General features: G+C 58.4%; 13 protein-coding genes. 10 read left to right on the forward strand and 3 right to left on the reverse strand.

Translation table 11 applies throughout. The features are described from left to right. Positions 1–34: 34 nt before the first annotated feature. The gene (gene argH / locus M8010_RS16655) at positions 35–1,426 is read left to right on the forward strand and encodes an argininosuccinate lyase (RefSeq protein ID WP_250093829.1); all 1,392 of its coding nucleotides are present in this window, start codon (positions 35–37) and stop codon (positions 1,424–1,426) included. Here the strand turns inward: argH and M8010_RS16660 are convergent. Continuing rightward, positions 1,423–3,867, reverse strand: coding sequence for an EAL domain-containing protein (locus tag M8010_RS16660; protein ID WP_250093830.1), 2,445 nt, complete (start codon positions 3,865–3,867; stop codon positions 1,423–1,425). The two genes, argH and M8010_RS16660, sit on opposite strands and share 4 nt — an antisense overlap. 116 nt (positions 3,868–3,983) lie before the next feature. On the opposite strand from M8010_RS16660, the gene M8010_RS16665 reads away from it, so the two are divergent. From M8010_RS16665 to M8010_RS16695, 7 genes are all read left to right on the forward strand, one after another. Next, positions 3,984–6,836, forward strand: coding sequence for a class I adenylate cyclase (locus M8010_RS16665; RefSeq protein WP_250093831.1), 2,853 nt, complete (start codon positions 3,984–3,986; stop codon positions 6,834–6,836). Positions 6,837–6,923: 87 nt separating this feature from the next. Then, a complete protein-coding gene (lptM, locus tag M8010_RS16670) occupies positions 6,924–7,091 on the forward strand; it encodes an LPS translocon maturation chaperone LptM (protein ID WP_250093832.1) in 168 nt (55 codons plus the stop codon). A 27-nt stretch (positions 7,092–7,118) separates the two neighbouring features. Beyond that, a complete protein-coding gene (gene lysA / locus M8010_RS16675) occupies positions 7,119–8,369 on the forward strand; it encodes a diaminopimelate decarboxylase (protein WP_250093833.1) in 1,251 nt (416 codons plus the stop codon). Positions 8,370–8,383: 14 nt separating this feature from the next. Further along, positions 8,384–9,352 carry a diaminopimelate epimerase gene (dapF, locus tag M8010_RS16680; RefSeq protein WP_250093834.1) on the forward strand — a complete coding sequence of 323 codons (969 nt, stop codon included), beginning with the start codon at positions 8,384–8,386 and terminating at the stop codon, positions 9,350–9,352. 16 nt (positions 9,353–9,368) lie between these two features. Continuing rightward, entirely contained in the window at positions 9,369–10,115 is a 747-nt protein-coding gene (locus M8010_RS16685; protein ID WP_250093835.1) for a DUF484 family protein, read from the forward strand. A 2-nt stretch (positions 10,116–10,117) separates the two neighbouring features. Continuing rightward, complete coding sequence (xerC, locus tag M8010_RS16690; protein ID WP_250093837.1) at positions 10,118–11,065, forward strand: tyrosine recombinase XerC; 948 nt, start codon at positions 10,118–10,120, stop codon at positions 11,063–11,065. Then, positions 11,066–12,757, forward strand: coding sequence for a GGDEF domain-containing protein (locus tag M8010_RS16695; protein ID WP_250093838.1), 1,692 nt, complete (start codon positions 11,066–11,068; stop codon positions 12,755–12,757). It begins immediately after the preceding gene. On the opposite strand, the gene M8010_RS16700 is transcribed toward M8010_RS16695, so the two are convergent. Then, complete coding sequence (locus M8010_RS16700; protein WP_250093839.1) at positions 12,723–12,956, reverse strand: DUF2789 domain-containing protein; 234 nt, start codon at positions 12,954–12,956, stop codon at positions 12,723–12,725. The genes M8010_RS16695 and M8010_RS16700 overlap by 35 nt on opposite strands. Before the next feature lie 197 nt (positions 12,957–13,153). On the opposite strand from M8010_RS16700, the gene M8010_RS16705 reads away from it, so the two are divergent. Then, positions 13,154–15,898 carry an ATP-binding protein gene (locus M8010_RS16705; protein WP_250093903.1) on the forward strand — a complete coding sequence of 915 codons (2,745 nt, stop codon included), beginning with the start codon at positions 13,154–13,156 and terminating at the stop codon, positions 15,896–15,898. A 7-nt stretch (positions 15,899–15,905) separates the two neighbouring features. On the opposite strand, the gene M8010_RS16710 is transcribed toward M8010_RS16705, so the two are convergent. Continuing rightward, a complete protein-coding gene (locus tag M8010_RS16710; protein ID WP_250093840.1) occupies positions 15,906–16,268 on the reverse strand; it encodes a hypothetical protein in 363 nt (120 codons plus the stop codon). A 220-nt stretch (positions 16,269–16,488) separates the two neighbouring features. Here M8010_RS16710 and M8010_RS16715 point away from each other — a divergent pair, with 220 nt between their 5' ends. Then, positions 16,489–17,103: a hypothetical protein gene (locus M8010_RS16715; RefSeq protein ID WP_250093904.1), complete on the forward strand. Its 615-nt coding sequence runs from the start codon at positions 16,489–16,491 to the stop codon at positions 17,101–17,103. The last annotated feature ends 4 nt before the right edge of the window (positions 17,104–17,107 follow it).

A 17,107-nucleotide genomic window follows, 5' to 3' on the forward strand; every position in this document is an offset into this window, starting at 1 on the left:
AATGATGCCGGGCTGTCAGCAGGAAAGATAGACCATGACGGATCAGAACAAGAGCGCCGAGAAACCCTGGGGCGGTCGTTTTACCGAACCCACCGATGCTTTCGTGGAACGTTTTACCGCCTCCGTGGGCTTTGACCAGCGTCTTTACCACCACGATATTACCGGGTCCATCGCCCATGCCACCATGCTGGCTGAAGTAGGTGTGCTGACCGTTGAAGAGCGTGACACCATCATTGACGGGCTGAAAGCGGTCAAAGCAGATATCGAGGCAGGAACGTTCCAGTGGTCCGTCAGCCTGGAGGATGTTCATATGAACATCGAGGCGCGGCTGACCGACCGTATTGGTATTACCGGGAAGAAGTTGCACACCGGGCGCAGCCGTAATGACCAGGTGGCTACCGATATCCGCCTTTACCTGCGTGATGAAATCGACGTGATTGCAGAAGAGCTGAAACGCCTGCAAACCGGCCTTCTGGACCTGGCCGAGCGTGAGGCGGATACCATCATGCCCGGCTTCACTCACCTGCAGACCGCCCAGCCGGTTACTTTTGGCCATCACCTGCTGGCCTGGTACGAAATGCTGGTGCGTGATGCCGAGCGCCTGCAGGACTGCCGCAAGCGGGTGAACGTGATGCCTTTGGGTGCCGCGGCACTGGCGGGCACAACCTACCCGATCGATCGCAGCATCACTGCCAGGCTGCTGGGTTTCGATCGGCCCAGCGAGAATTCTCTGGACTCGGTCAGTGACCGGGATTTCGCCATCGAGTTCTGCAGCTTTGCCGCCCTGCTGATGACTCACCTGTCCAGGTTCAGTGAAGAACTGGTGCTTTGGACATCCGCCCAGTTTGATTTCATCGATCTTCCGGACCGCTTCTGCACCGGATCATCCATCATGCCCCAAAAGAAAAATCCGGATGTACCGGAGCTGGTGCGCGGCAAGACCGGCCGTGTGAACGGCCACCTGATCAGCCTGCTGACCCTGATGAAGAGCCAGCCGCTGGCCTACAACAAGGACAATCAGGAAGACAAGGAACCGCTGTTCGATACAGTGGATACCGTCAAGGGCTGCCTCAAGGCCTACGCCGACATGATTCCCGCCATTGAGGCCAGAGCTGACAATATGCGAGTGGCAGCCAAGCGTGGCTTCTCTACTGCGACGGATCTGGCGGACTACCTGGTCAAGAAGGGTGTGGCCTTCCGCGATGCCCACGAAATCGTGGGCAAGGCCGTGGCCTTTGGCGTAGCCGAGAGTCGTGACCTGTCTGAGATGACGACCGACGAGCTGAAGCGGTTTTCCGATGTGATCACAGAGGATGTGTTTGACGTGCTGACCCTGGATGGATCCGTGCAGGCACGTGACCACCTCGGCGGCACCGCACCGGACCAGGTCCGCGCCGCCGTTACACGGGCACGCAAAGCGCTCTAGCCGCCGATTTTCCCCGTAGTCAGGGCGACCTCTGCCGGTGTCAGCTCTTCCAGAGGGCGGGGCCGGTAAAGCCGGAAGCCCTGGCCATAGTGGATGCCCAGGGTACGTACCTTGCGCAGGGTATCGTCGTTCTCGATGAAGGTGGCCACGGTCATCTTTCCCGAGGCTGTCGCGATCTTGTGCAGGGCCTCCACCATCACCTGTTGCACCGGGTCATCGTTCAGGTGCTGCATGATCTTGTGGTCCAGCTTGATGATGTCCACAGGTAGCTTTGCCGCCAGGCTATAGCTTTCCACCGAAGCGCCAGCGCCGTCCAGTGCCACCCGACAACCGATGCGGTGCAAGGCGTCGCAGAGTACGGCGATATCATCCGGATACTGGGTTGCATGGGCTTCGCGGATTTCCATACAAAAACATTCCGGCGCGAAAGACGACCCTCTGAGGACGGACTCCATAAAGTCAGCAAAGGTATCATCCAGGACGCTGGCGAGGGACAGGTTGAAGCCACAGTACTTGAGTCGCGGTTCCAGTAATGGATGTTGCTCCAGCCAGGCCAGAGCCTGGAGGATTACCTGGCGGTCGAGGCGTTTGGCGAGGTCAAACCGCTCGGCCACCGGCAGAAATGTATCGGGCACTAGTAGTGGACTGTCCGGCGTATCGCCGGGTACGCGGGTGAGGATCTCGATATGGTCGCCCCAGGTGGCGCTGGCAACCGGCCTTAGCGACTGGTACTCAAGCCTGACATGGCCATTGTCCAGCGCTTTCCGGAGTTGCTCAAGCACCCCATGGGTTGCGCCTTCATCAATAGACTTGGGCATGGCCCGGGCAGCGTGGATGCGATTCCGGCCTGAAGTTTTCGCGGTGTGGCAGAGGTCTGCAGCCTGAGTAAGTAGTTGATCAGGGGCCATTGGTGAGTCGTTTTCCAGGAAAAGCAGGCCGCCGCTGGCCGTTGTCTGAAGTTGTTTATCCTGCCAGTCGAATACAAATCCGCGGATAAGCTCCAGGATGCTGTCCGCAATCTTGCGGGCCCGGGCCTCGGGGCAATTCTCGATTAGCAGTGCGAAGGTGTCACCGGCCAGCCTTGCCAGTGCATCCCGCTGCCGGACTTTAACGCCCATGTTGCTGGCCAGCTCGCGCAGATACCGGTCGCAGATACCACCACCGGCGATCTCGTTGAGATGATCAAAACCGTCCAGGTCCAGGAACAGTAGACTGTTGCCACCTTCACACATCGATTTCTGTTCCAGGGTGCGGTGGAGGCGGGCCAGAAAAGCTTTGCGGTTCATCAGGCCGGTCACCGGGTCATGCTGGGCCCGGTACTCGCTGCTGGAGGAATTCTGCAGCCGTTCGCTGATATCGCGGGCAACATGCACGGCGCCAATCACATCGCCCTGATCGTTGGTCAGCCGCTGATAATGAATTTCGTAAAGGGGTAGCTCCCGGTGTTGCTGGGCCATGGGCATTTCCACCACAAAGCTGTCGCGCTCGAAGGCCCGGGTCCACAAGCGCTCAATCAGTCTTCGTTCGTTGGGGTAGTCCTGCAGCAAAGTGTTGAGGTTGTTGCCCCGTTCCGGCGACTGGCCAAAGGCCCGCTCGAACTGGCGACTGAAGGCCTGATTGAAATGCAGAAGGTTCAGAGCGCGGTCCACCGCCACAACCAGATCGCTGGTGGCATTGGTGGTAGCGACGAGTAGCTGTTCGGCCTGTCTGCGGGCAAAGTGCTGTTGCTGCTCGTAGGTCTGATCAATCAGAGTTCCGCCCAGGCGCTGGGTCCGTTTGCCGGTTTTCAGCGCACGCCCCGTCAACTTGACCTGACGTGTTTTCTGTTTCGCGGTCAGCAGGTCCAGGGTGAGGGAAAAAGGCTGGCCGCTGCGGATGCATCGCCGGATCCGGGCGCGGATGCGGGCCTGGCTGGACTGGCAATAGAACAGCGCCTGCTCAGGCGTGATCCCGCTGCCGGGCCGCAACTCCAGCAAATGGTACATGCCGTCGGTCCAGGTCATCTCGTTGCTGTTGATATCCAGTTCCCAGAGGCCAAGGTTGGCCGAGGTTTCCATCAGCCGCATCAGCCGATGGTCAATGGGGGAGTGGTCACGTTGGCTGATACTGGCGCTGGCGGCCTGATCCGAATCACGGATGTCCATGCGCAGGCTGAGACCGGCGGTGAAGAAAAAACCCTCCTTGTGGCGGAAAGTGATAAGTATCGATTCGCCATTTTCAATGGGGTGGCGGTGGGCTGGCGCAAACGGATCATCCTGGCGGGCGGCAAGAATGCACTGCACCTTGCGCCCCTCCAGATCGCCGGAGTCGTACCCGAGAACCGATTCGGCATGGTGGTCGGCAAAGACAATAACGCCTTCGTCGTCAATGCGAATAAGCGTTCGTCGCTCGATGCCCGGGGGTATATCGGAGCGGTCTCGACGAATAAAGAATTCTTTCACGACACAATAACCTCAGCCAGACTGCTGGTTCTGCTTTTATTTTTTTGCCGGTTTTGCCACGATGCGTTCATCATACTGATAATACTGTCTGAAAGAACCTCTCCCGCGGAGTCGCCGTGACAGCCCATACCGCTCCTATCGCCCTGGACTTTGACGAGGGTATCGATCGAAAAACGCTGCGCCGGCTGCGGGACCGGTTCATGGCTGTTAATCAGCATCGCTGGGAGCGCGCCCGATCAGCCCTGACCTACCGGCAACAGGCGGTCCTTGAAGTGCTGCCTCTGGTGTTTCACCTGAACCATCCGGCGCTTCCCGGTTACCTCGACAATGACTGCCCCTACGGAGTGAGTCATTACCAGCCGACAGAGCCCACGTTGAATGCTGCCAGGCGGCTGGCGCGGACTTTCTCGCTCAAGGACGAAGGCCGACGAAAGCCGGACCTGGAAGCCCTGTTCCTGATGGGAAGCCCAGGGACCCTGGGCCACTCGGTAGCAAGTGATCTGGATATCTGGTTGTGTCATCGCCATGATCTGCCGGAGCGTGGGGTGCGGTGCCTCGAACGGAAGGCGGAAAGTCTTGCGAGCTGGGCGTCAACCCTGGGTGTAGAGCTCCATGTGTTCGTGTTCTCTGCAGCAGACTTGCGGGCAGGTCGCCAGCGCGCCGAAGTCACTGGCGAAAACTGTGGTAGCGCACAACACTATCTTCTTCTGGATGAGTTCTATCGCACCAGCATCCACCTCGGTGGCTGCTATCCGCTGTGGTGGTTGATTCCAGTAAACGACGAAGGCCGCTACGACGAATGTGCCCGGCAGTTGATCGAGTGTCGTTTTATCCGTGGTGATGAGTACATTGATTTCGGGCCAGCCGTGTCGATACCGAAAGAGGAGTTCCTTGGCGCCGGCGTATGGCAGCTGTACAAGGGCATTGATGCGCCCTGGAAATCGATTCTCAAACTACTGCTGATTGAGTGTTATGCGCGGGGAGAAAGTCAGCCGCTGTTGTCCCGGGTATTCAAGGCAGCGATCTATGCCGGGGAAACCAATCCCGATCGGCTTGATCCCTACGTATTGCTCTATCAACGTCTGGAACAGTGGCTGCTGAAAGAAGAGGCACCTGAGCGTCTGGCGCTGGTGCGACAGAGCCTCTACCTGAAAGCCGGGCTACCGCTGACCCGGTCTGCCCAATTGGTCTCGAGTTGGCGAACCCGCCTGTTGCAGGCGCTGGTTGATGACTGGGGCTGGTCGAATGCAGAAGTCGGGAATCTGGACAACCGGGTTCGCTGGCGTGCTGAGGATGTTGTCGCTTTGCGCAGAGCCGTGGTCGCGGAGCTTACCCACAGCTACCGCCTGTTATCGCGCCTGGCGCGGGACCATGGCACTCGCGCGGCCATCAGCAGTAATGATATGAATTTGCTGGGGCGAAAGCTCTATGCGGCTTTCCAGCGCAAGGCCGGCAAGATAGAGCAGATCAATCCCGGACTGGCGCCCTCCCTGGCGGAAGAGAACCTGGCCTTCCATCACCATTCGGAACAGGGCGGGTCGGCAGGTTATGACGGATGGCTGTTGTATCGGGATCTTGAAGATCCTTCGGATGCGTTCTGGCAACCGGTGATTCGCCGATCCGGAAACCTGACCGAGCTGATGGTCTGGTGTTACTGCAATGGCCTGTTGGGCCGATCTACCCGTCTGAACGTGCGTGCCGGTACCAGCACGGCGTCAGTAGCGGAGTTGCGTGAAATGCTGGATGCCCTCAGCTCGTTTCTGCCGTTTCCAGTGGAACCGGCGAGCCGGGAAACTCTGTCCCGGAGTGTCCATTCATTGCGGAACCTGCTGTTCGTCAATGTGGGGCTGGACCCGCAGGCCTATCTGACCGAGCGGGGGCTGCACAAACTCAGTGCCCGGCACGACTCCCTGGGCTTCAGCGGTGGCCGGGAAAATCTGGTAAACAGCATTGACCAGGTGACCCTGAACAGCTGGCATGAAGTCAGTCTGCAGCATTATGCCGCTGGCGACACCCTGATCCAGTGTCTGAAAAATGTGCTGGCGTCGGTGGCAGGGGCGCCGGACCGGCTGCCGGAAATCATGGTCCACAGCCATAACAAAGGCCACGGTGCGACCATAGCCCGTCGGGTAAAAGAGCTTTTCACCGATGTCATGCGTCACTTCTTTGCCGGTGGTATGGGGCCTCATCCGCTGCGTTATGTGATCGAGATGGACCGCCGGTTTTTCGTGTTGCGGTTCAATGGAACCGAGCCGGGGTTTGTGGCCCTGGAGAGCAGGGAAGCACTGATGGGCTACCTGGCCAAACCTCAGGAGAACTATGTTCCGGTGGTTTTTGATCCTCACGCTCTGTTGGATGACCTGCCGTTGCGGACGGTCTGCCATGCCAGTGAGCCAGGCAATATCCAGGTGTTTTACCGGCTCAGTGGTGAAAAGGCCCGTGTCTGGGTGGTGGATGAACTGGGGTCTGTGTTTTCCTGGGAACAGGCCTATGTCAATCGCCGCTACCTTTTGGTGCCGCTGCTGCGATTCCTGGAGAACCTGACTGAGCGGCGACAGTTGAGGCAACTCGATACCGTGGCGGATATCAGCGGAACACAATGCTATGAAGTGGTGCTTCCTGATGGCCAGTGGCGTGCCGAGCGGCGCCCTGATGCAGATAGCAGTGTGCCTCTTCCGGGGCTGGAGGTGCAGGCCATCGGTATCCAGGAGGGCGATTCACGGGTCCGTTTTGATATCTTCTGTGGTGACCAGGAATTCACGGTACAGGAATACGGCAATCAGCTGATTCCGGCGGTTGCTCATTATATTCGTTCCCTTCGTCATAGCCAGGAACGGTACCCCGCGTATCTGACCGACATTCATTTGCCCCACGATCTCGATCCCCAGGTCTATCAGCAGGATATTCAGACGATCCAGTACCTGTATTACCGTTCAGAACTGGAAAATGCCTTGAACCAGCACCTGTAATGCCCCTGAACAGTCCCTGTGACATCTCGCCGGGCATGGTCCCACTCAGGTATACTTCGGTCATTCAGGAAACAGGGGCAGTTACCGATGAAACCAGGACAGGCAATCATGTTTCTGCTGGTGATGGCCGGGTTTATTGCTGGCTGCGGTCAGAAAGGGCCGTTGTACCGGGAAGCACCCTCCGACAGCGATACCGCAACTGAACAGGCCAGCGACAGCGAACAGGGCCGGGACAATGACAACGGCGACAGCTAGTGTCCCGCCAACAGACTCAGGATTTACATGGATCACTTTAACTACCGTAATGGCGAGTTGTACGCCGAAGATGTACCGGTCGCGACGATCGCCGAGCGTTTTGGCACTCCGGCCTATGTTTATTCACGCGCCACACTGGAGCGGCATTATCACGCCTATGATGACGCCCTGGCCGGTCGGCCGCATCTGGTCTGCTATGCCGTAAAGGCCAACAGTAATCTTGCGGTACTGAACATTCTGGCAAAACTGGGTGCGGGCTTTGACATTGTTTCCGCCGGGGAGCTTGAGCGGGTAATCCGCGCCGGTGGTGATCCCGGAAAAACCGTATTTTCCGGTGTCGGCAAGCAGCGCTGGGAAATGCGCCGGGCGCTTGAAGCCGGTGTTCGCTGTTTCAATGTGGAATCCGACACTGAACTGGACAGGCTCAACGAAGTGGCGGGGGAGCTGGGTGTTATGGCTCCGGTGTCCCTGAGGGTGAACCCGGACGTAGATGCAGGCACTCACCCCTACATTTCTACCGGCCTGAAGGAAAACAAGTTCGGTATCGACATTGCTGAAGCGCCCGCAGTCTATGAGCGCGCGGCCATCATGCCCAACCTGGACATACAGGGCGTCGATTGCCATATCGGGTCGCAACTGACCTCGGTCACGCCGTTCCTGGACGCCCTTGACCGGGTGCTGGCGCTGATTGATACCCTGGCGGAGAAGAACATTGTTATTCGCCATCTGGACATGGGTGGCGGCCTCGGCGTTACCTATGACAGGGAGCAGCCACCACAGCCGTCGGACTATGTCACGGCGCTGTCGGAACGCCTCGGTGACCGGCAACTGGAACTGATCATGGAGCCGGGTCGCTCCATTGCGGCCAATGCCGGGATCCTGCTAACGCGGGTAGAGTTCCTCAAGTGCACCGAACATCGCAATTTCGCCATTATCGATGCGGCGATGAATGATTTGATCAGGCCAGCCCTTTACAGCGCCTGGCAGTCCATCATTCCGGTAACACCCCGCAGTGACGGCGAGGAGAAAGCCTGGGATCTGGTCGGACCGGTTTGCGAAACTGGCGACTTTCTTGGCAAGGATCGCAAACTGCGACTTCAGGCAGGGGATCTGCTGGCGGTCCGGTCCTCTGGCGCCTATGGTTTTGTCATGAGTTCCAACTACAACACCCGTAATCGCCCGCCGGAACTGATGGTGGATGGCGATCAGGTGCACGTGGTGCGCCGCCGGGAAACTCTCGAAGAGCAGCTTGGCCCCGAAAGCTGTTTGCCGGAATGAGAGAGGATGATGCTATGAATCAGCCTCGACGCGGGCAGGGTCCCGTGCTCAATTTTACCAAGATGCATGGTCTGGGAAATGATTTCATGGTGGTGGACGCCATCAGTCAGCCCTTCCGCCTGCGCCCGGAGACGATTCGTGAGCTTGCTGACCGGCACTTTGGCATCGGTTTCGACCAGCTGTTGGTGGTCGAGCCCCCGGGCCTGCCGGATGTGGACTTTCGCTACCGGATCTTCAACAGCGACGGTTCAGAAGTGGAGCAGTGTGGTAATGGCGCCCGTTGTTTTGCACGCTTTGTCCGTGACCAGCACCTGACCAACAAAAAGGTGATCCGCGTGCAGACCGCGAAGGGTGTGATTGAGCTCAGGGTCGGCCGTGGCGGTATGGTGACAGTAGACATGGGTGTGCCAGAGCTGAACCCCCCTGCCATTCCTTTCGCCGCCGATCGCCGCAAGGATGTCTATACGGTGGAAGTGGGCGCAGATACTGTCGAACTCAGTGCGGTATCCCTGGGTAACCCCCATGGGGTGCTGTTGGTGGATAATGTAGACTCCGCACCAGTAGGGGAACTTGGCCCCAGGCTGGAAAATCATCCGCGGTTTCCTGCGCGGGCCAATATTGGATTCCTGCAGATCGTTGATCGCACCCACGCGCGGCTTCGGGTTTTCGAGCGTGGTTCCGGTGAAACCATGGCATGTGGCAGCGGCGCGTGTGCAGCCGTTGTTGTCGGTTGCATGCGTGGTTTGCTCGACAGCCGGGTGGATGTGGAATTGAAGGGCGGCCACCTGGTCATTGAATGGCAGGGCGAAGGGTCCCCTGTTATGATGGAAGGCCCTACATCCAGCGTGTTTGAAGGCCAGCTTCGCCTGCCGGGAGACCACCAGCCACCCCGGCGTCGCAAAAACGGGCGGCATGGCGATACAAGGCCGGGGCACCAGCGCCAACAGAATCGCCAGCGCCAGCCAGTAACATCAAAGCCCTGACTACCAGGAGAGCAGCATGACAGACCAAGCGGCCCACAAGAAGGCCGGAGAGCTCACGCCGGAAGCCGTTGCAGACTATCTGCGAGATAATCCCGACTTCTTTGTCGGGCAGGACGAGCTCCTGCGCAGCCTGACATTGCCCCATGACAGCGGCCGCGCAATATCGCTGGTGGAACGCCAAGTACATCTGTTCCGGGAGCAACGGGACACACTCCGCCGCGAGCTGGTCGAGCTGGTATCCATTGCCCGTCATAACGACCGCCTGTTCGAGAAAAGCAAGCGGCTGCTGATGCAGGTGATTGAAGCCCGTAATCTGAATGACATGGCGGCTGCCATCGACGATAGCATTCGGGGTGATTTTGGCCTGGATGCAGCGTCAGTCATTCTGTTCACTGATTCGGAGTTGCCAACGGCGGCGCAGGGTGCATTGCATGTGGTCACGCCGGAAGTGGCCAAGGCACGCCTCGGCGGCCTGCTGGAAGGTGATCGCGCGGTGTGCGGCCAGTTCCGCGAGAGCGAGCGTAGCTTCCTGTTTCCTGACCGGGAGGAGCCCATAGCATCGGTGGCACTGGTGCCATTACGACATAACGAACTGGTTGGTGTTTTCGCGGTTGGGAGCTGTGAAATCGGATATTTCGACCAGAGTATGGGCTCACTGTTTCTGACCTATATCAGCGATACCCTCAGCCGGCTGCTGCCACCCATTCTTCAGCGACACACTGCTGCAGTGCCGGTGACTGATGTGGTGGCGGAGTCTCGCTGAGTATGAATCCGGCCGCTGGTGAGGCGGGCACAGCGGCCGGGCTCTCAGTGCCGCTGGATGGATTTTTGCGTTATCTGGCATCGGAGATACGGCACTCACCGCGCACCTGCAGCAGCTACCGAGACGATCTCAAACGTTTTCTTGCCTGGGTTGAACAACAGCCATCCCCCGCCTGGCGGGATGTGACCAGCCATGACCTGCGGCGCTATGTCGCCCAATTGAGCCGCGAAGGGCTGGGTGGCCGCAGTATAGCCCGGCACTTGTCCGCAATACGTCGTTTTTACGAATTCCTGCTACGTGAGCACCTGGCCACTGATAATCCGGCTCTGGATATCCGGGCCCCGAAGGCTGGGCGCCGCCTGCCCAAAGTGGCGGACGTTGATCAGCTTAACCACCTGCTTGACGCGGCGCCCGACGATCCCCTGGAAATCCGTGACTTGAGCATGTTCGAGTTGATGTATTCGTCGGGGCTGCGGTTGTCGGAGCTCGCCGGGCTGAACCTTCATTCCGTGGATCATCGTGGTGGTGAGGTCCGGGTGCTGGGCAAGGGCAGCAAGGAGCGCATTCTCCCGGTAGGGCGCAAGGCGCTGGAAGCGCTTGCCCGTTGGCTTGAGGTGCGACAGGAAATAGCGTCTGAAGGGCAGGTCGCCCTGTATCTAAGCCGCCGGGGAGACCGGTTAAGCACCCGTAGTATCCAGTCCCGGCTCAGCCGGTGGGGTCTGGCCAAAGGGGCGGACCAACGGTTGCACCCGCATCTGTTGCGGCATTCTTTCGCCAGCCACATGCTGGAGTCCAGCGGCGATTTGCGGGCGGTGCAGGAACTGCTGGGGCATGCCGACATTGCGACCACACAGGTCTATACTCATCTCGATTTCCAGCATCTGGCAAAAGTATACGATCAGAGCCATCCACGCGCCCGCCGTGGGCAAAAGAAAGACCTGGAGAACTAAATGTCATCGGATTCTCCCTGGAAGGAAAAGTACCTGAAAGCACTCGAGGACTCGGAAGCGCGCGAGTCCAGTTGGGACCGTGAGAGGAATCAGCTTCAGCGCATGCTGGTTCGCACCAGCCTGGCGTCCGAGGGGCAGAATCCGGACCTGGACCGTTTACTTTCCGGATTGCGTGCGGAATTACGTAAAGAATCCCCGGAGTCCGGGAGCTGGCTCAATCTGCAGGACCGGATCGACCGCCAGGTGTCCGCACTTGACGAACAGAAGGCGGAATCTGCCAGCCGAATGAAGACAACTCTTGAACAGCTGGTATCCGGACTGCGTTCCCACTCATTGTTTGCCGCCAGTAAGGATCGCCTGCGGGATCTGGAAAAACGACTTTCTAAACCGGAAACGCTGCAATTTTACTTTACCGAGTGGTTGTCGGATCTTGCGGGAGTTCTGGAGCTCGGGCTTGCACAGAACGGAGAGCAGGTTGCCAGACCAGGCGTGTTTGACAGGCTGTTCGGTTCCCGCGTAGCCCCGCCTGCGAGAACGGAAGAGGGCAGTAATGGCGAGGTTTCCAAACCGGGCCGGGATGTATCGGAACTGGACCAGGATGATGCTGAAGGCGCCAGTCAGCGCCTGAGAATTGCCCGTCGGGTTGGCGAGTTGCTGGGCTATATGCTGGGCCAGGTATCTCTGGAGCCAGCCTCCGAGGCCAGAGCCAGGCGGCTTCAGGAGTTACTGCTGAACAGTGATAACTGGGATGAGTTGCGCGAGGGTCTGAACGGAGTGGCGGAACTGGTTGTTGCCGCCGTTACCCGAAGCCAAAGGGAGTTTGAAGCATTTCTCCGGCGCCTGGATGGGCGGCTGGAGTCACTGCGTCAGTGTTTTGCCGATCAGGCCACCGCCCAGACCGGTCGCCTGGACGCGTCCGAGGCGCTGGACCGTGAGATCCGGGATGAACTGCAGACGTTCGGCGAGCAGGTGAAGTCCAGTGCCGATTTCGACCAGTTGAAAGCGTCAGTGGGGCAGCATCTGGAATCGATCAGTGGCGCTGTGGAGCGTTTTCGCACCCAGGAGTCCGAGCGTGAAAGCAACCTGTCGCAACAGTTGGAGTTGATGCACGAAAAACTGGCGGCAGTTGAAGCGAATTCGGAGCAAATGCGCGAGGAGCTTGCGGAAGAGCGGCGGAAGGCACTGAGAGATATCCTGACCCAACTGCCCAATCGGGAAGCTTGGCAGGAGCGTCTTGCTTTCGAATATCAACGCTGGCAACGCTACGGCCACCCGCTGACAATCGGCGTGCTCGATATTGATTATTTTAAACGGGTGAACGACTCCTACGGCCACAAGGCCGGTGACCGGGTGTTGCAATTGGTGGCCAAGGCTTTGAGCGACCGGCTGAGAACGACAGATTTCATCGCCCGCTTCGGGGGCGAGGAATTTGTGGTGCTGATGCCGGAGACACCAGTGGATATCGCCAGATCGGTGCTTGACGGTATGCGGACGCACATTGCCGCATTGCCGTTCCATTTTCGTGGGGATCCAGTGTCGGTCACCTTTTCGGCCGGGCTTGCCGAGTTCGTGGAGGGAGACGACGAAGATGACGCTTTCGATCGCGCCGACAAGGCACTGTATCTGGCCAAGGACTCAGGGCGCGACCGAGTGATGATCAGTGCCGCATCAACGCGTCCAGCTCATCGATAATTTCCGCCCAGTCGGAGTCTTCTTCCAGGCCTTCTTCCAGAAAATGGGACTGGCTTTCCGACCAGAAGGGTGCATCCTGCAGGGCAATCTCGGAAGGAAGGGGTGAGTGTTTCGCAATGAAATTCTCGATGCTCTGTTTGTCAGAGGGCATGCCAAGCTGTTCAAACAGGGCGCTGAAGGTGTGGTTGCTGGTGTCCATCGTAAGGGTTCTCCCCGGGTTGATCCCCGTTTGGTCTGTGACTGCGGGCTCGACTACGATAATGCGGGTAACCTGCTGAATGCAATCAGAAGAATTTACGGGTATGGTTCCCTGAACTGTAGCCAAACCGGTGAGGATATCCAGTGAGGGGCGCCTTTTATTTTCTGTTGCTAGTCACCTGCCTGCTGGTTTCCGGTATGTCCGCGGCAGAGCCTCCCCAGCCCTCGCCGGCGCCGGTTCTGGGTAACCAGGATCTGCAGTGGCTGCAGGACCGGGATGCCTTCCACATCGGTGTCCGTGTCGCCCAGGTGCCCCTGGCATTCGACACCGGGGAGGGGGTGTTGGCCGGTATCCTCATTGACTACCTTAACCGGATTTCAGACAAACTGAATGTGCCGGTCGAACCGGTTGCCGGTGATGAAACGCAGCTTGATGATGGACTCAGGGACGGCAGCCTGGATGCCAGACTGACCACCCGTCTCGCGCGCCAGCCCGCGCCGTCTGATGTTGCCGTAACGTCACCGCTGATGAGCCTGACCTACGGCATCTTTGTTCACTCAGGGGACGCCGGAATCCGCAAACTGTCGGATCTTGAAGGTGCACGCATCGCCCTGATTACAAACGATCCCAATCAGTTTGCTCTGTTGGACCCGGTCGACAACCTTTCCCCGGTACCCGTAGCCAGCATCAGTGAGGCGGTCAGCATGCTGCTGTCCGGCCAGGCCGATGCCTTCCTGGGGCCGGTTCCGGTGGTTTCCGATTATCTCCAGTCCGCCATGGTGAATGGGGTGGGGATGGCTACGCTGCTGAATCAACGGTCGGTCGATGTCGTGCTTGAAGTCAACGCGGGCGAAGACCGGATATACCGGGTTCTCAATCAGGCCGTCCTGGCTATTGGCCATAATGAACATCGGGCCATTCGACAATCCTGGCTGCAAACAGAGTTACCGGAGGAGGATTCATCCGCCATTTCCCTGTCTGCCAGTGAAAGTGACTTCCTCAAACGGAATTCCGATCTGCAGGTGGCCTTCCGGCCCGACTGGCCGCCGTTCGAGTTCACCCAGGATGGTCAGCCCACCGGGCTTGTGCCGGATCTGGTGACCCGCCTGGAAGAAAAGCTCAGTATTCGCTTTAGCCGCGAAATTATGTCCGACAGCTCCAATGCAGAAGCGGCCCTGCGCTCCGGGGACGTGGACATCCTGCCGGCACTTTCCCGAACACCCCGGGTTGAGGAGGAGTTCCTGTTCAGCCGCGCCTATCTGACGGTGCCCATTGCCCTGGCGATTCGCGATGACGGGCGTTTTATCGGAGAACTGCGGCAGCTCAGGGACGAAAAAGTGGGCGTGGTCAATCGTCAGGCCGGGCACGATTACCTGCTGATCAATCACCCAGACCTCGACCTTTACCCCGTGAGGTCCATCGAGGAAGGGTTGCTGGACCTGTCCAATGGTGATCTGGATGTAATGGTTACGCACATTCCGGCAGTGAGCTATACGGTGGCAAGGCTGGGGCTTTCCAATCTGCGGATTACCAGTATCACACCCTATCAGTACGAGCTCAGATTTGCCGTCGACAAGGACCGGCCAGAACTGCAGCGTATTCTGAACAAGGCTCTGGGCAGCCTGGACGCCACTGAAACCGAATCCATCTACAATCGCTGGATTCACCTGGATATTGAACAGGAAACGGATTATACGGTGGTGCGTCGCATCGTGCTCATTGCCATTGTGGTGGTGTTGATCTTCCTGTATTGGAACCGCAAGTTGTCGCGGGAGGTGGATGAAAGAATCCGGTCTGAAAACGCTCTTCGCAGGAGTGAAGATGAGCTGCGGGCGGCAAAACTGGAGGCGGAGCGCCTGGCAAGGGAGGCAGAAGCAGCCAGCCTGACCAAGAGCGAATTCCTCGCCAATATGTCCCACGAAATCCGTACGCCAATGAATGCGGTTATTGGCTACAGTGATTTGCTAAGCAACACCGTCAAGGACCCCCAGCAACGTAATTACCTGGATGCAATCCGTGCGGGTAGCCGCAGTTTGTTAATGCTGATCAACGATATCCTTGATCTTTCCCGTATCGAGGCCGGCAAAATGCGGCTGGACTACTCGGCGGTTTCGGTGCGGCGGCTGCTCAGCGATGTGCGGCATATATTTGATCTGCGGGCGACCGAACAGGGTATTTCGCTTGAGGTCAGTGTTGATTCCAGGATGCCAGTGGCGATGATGCTGGATGAAACCCGATTGCGTCAGGTGCTGTTCAACCTGGTGGGTAATGCCATCAAGTTTACCCATGAGGGCGGTGTGACCGTTCGTGCCACCGCCACACCACGGAAATCCGCCGCTGGAGAGATCACCGGAGATGGCGAAACGGACAAGCGCAGGTGGTACCGCCTGGTGGTTACTGTTGCGGATACCGGTATTGGCATTCCCCCGGATCAACAGGAGCAGATTTTTGAAGCCTTCGAGCAGCAGGAGGGCCAGAACAGCAGACGATACGGGGGCACTGGCCTGGGGCTTGCCATCAGCCGTAAGCTGGTACGAATGATGGGGGGCGAGCTGAAAGTCGAAAGCGAGCCTGGGGCGGGGTCGACGTTTACCGTCAGCCTGCCCCGGGTGGAAGTGACTGAAGCGCAGGCCGAAGAAGAAGGCACTCCGCAGGAGTCAGAGCGTTTACTGGCCCAGACCCTGAGCATGCAGGAGCGCGGCTGGCTGCGGGAGCAGCTGGCCAGGGACTTTGGAGACGAATGGGAAATCGTTCGGGAAAGTGGCGACCCGGAACAGATGAAGAGTTTTGCAATGCGCTTGCTGGAATGGGGCAAGCGATTCCGGTCACCCTCGGTTACCCGCTACGGGGAGAAGCTTCTGGCCGACGTGGAAGCCTTTAATCTGGACTCGGTGAACAGTGCGCTGGACGCGTTCCCGCGCCTTTTGGGGCGGGACCAGTAAGGCTGCATCAGAGGCAGTCGTACTGGGATTTGCGGTCGAAAGCGACGGCGACCATATCGTAGCCGGAGTCGGACAGGGATTGAATAAGCGCTCTGTCCTTGAGAAGCGCCATGCAGACCTTATGAACACTGGCCTGTAACTGATCGCTGGCGGGGTCGGATTTGAAACGAAAGTCCACAACCAGATATTTGCGTTCTATATGGGAGGAGGCGGGAATATCTTCCCGCTCAACGCTCTCGTAGCCGATGTAGGTGGCTTGCTGATCCGGAAAAATCCCGCTCAGCAGAAGATCAAGATTGCTGGCGGCTGCCGGCTGCGAGGCCATTGCCAGCAACAGGGCAAAGGTGCCGGTGATGCTTCTGATGGGCATGGAGTCACTCCTGTGATGTGAGTCCGTGGAAGTTTGTAAGCATATGTAACGTTTGGTTACTGATGATTATCGCAGAGTCCTGCCGGTTTTGCGTGATTTGTTCACGCATTTTTCAATTGTTTGCAGTTTGCGGTAACACTCAACGGGTAGCCGCAAGTTTCCGCAGCGCGCCAGGATCAACTATTATGATTAGAAAATCTATGCAGGTAGAGGCAGGATGATGTTCCAGCTCGTTTTCAAAGGTGAGTGTGCGCCGGGAACGGACCCGGCAACAGCCAGAAGCAATGCAAAAACCCTGTTCAAGGCCACGGTAGAACAGGTTGACCGCATGTTCAGTGGTCAGCCGGTGGTTATCCGCAACAAGCTGGAAGAGGCACAGGCAGAGAAATACCGGGCGGTATTGCAAAAACACGGAATGGTGGCCTACGTACAGGCCATGGAAGGTGCCGCGCCGTCTTCGCCCTCCCGTCCTGCGCCTGGCTCCGAGACCCGGGCTCAGGCGCAACCAGAACCGCCACCTCGAACATCACCGGCGCGGGACACGGTTTCCGGCAAACCAGCCTCATCCGTTGCCGTGGAGCCCGGCGACCGTCTGCCGGTAGCCGGAGAGAAGGTTGACGCGATTCTTTCCGGGTCAGGGCTGAGTCTGGACCCCATCGGAGTAACCCTTGAAGAGCACAGGGAGGCGCCAGAGCCCATGTTCCAGCACCTGGATGAATGGACTCTGGCGCCCCCGGGCACAGAGCTCGGGGTCAAGCGAGACACCCCGCCACCGGTCGTCCCCGATGTATCCCACCTGTCGTTGGCAGAACAAGACCGTACCAACGACCAATAAACGA

The organism is Marinobacter sp. ATCH36, from assembly GCF_023555055.1.
Taxonomy (GTDB): Bacteria; Pseudomonadota; Gammaproteobacteria; order Pseudomonadales; family Oleiphilaceae; genus Marinobacter.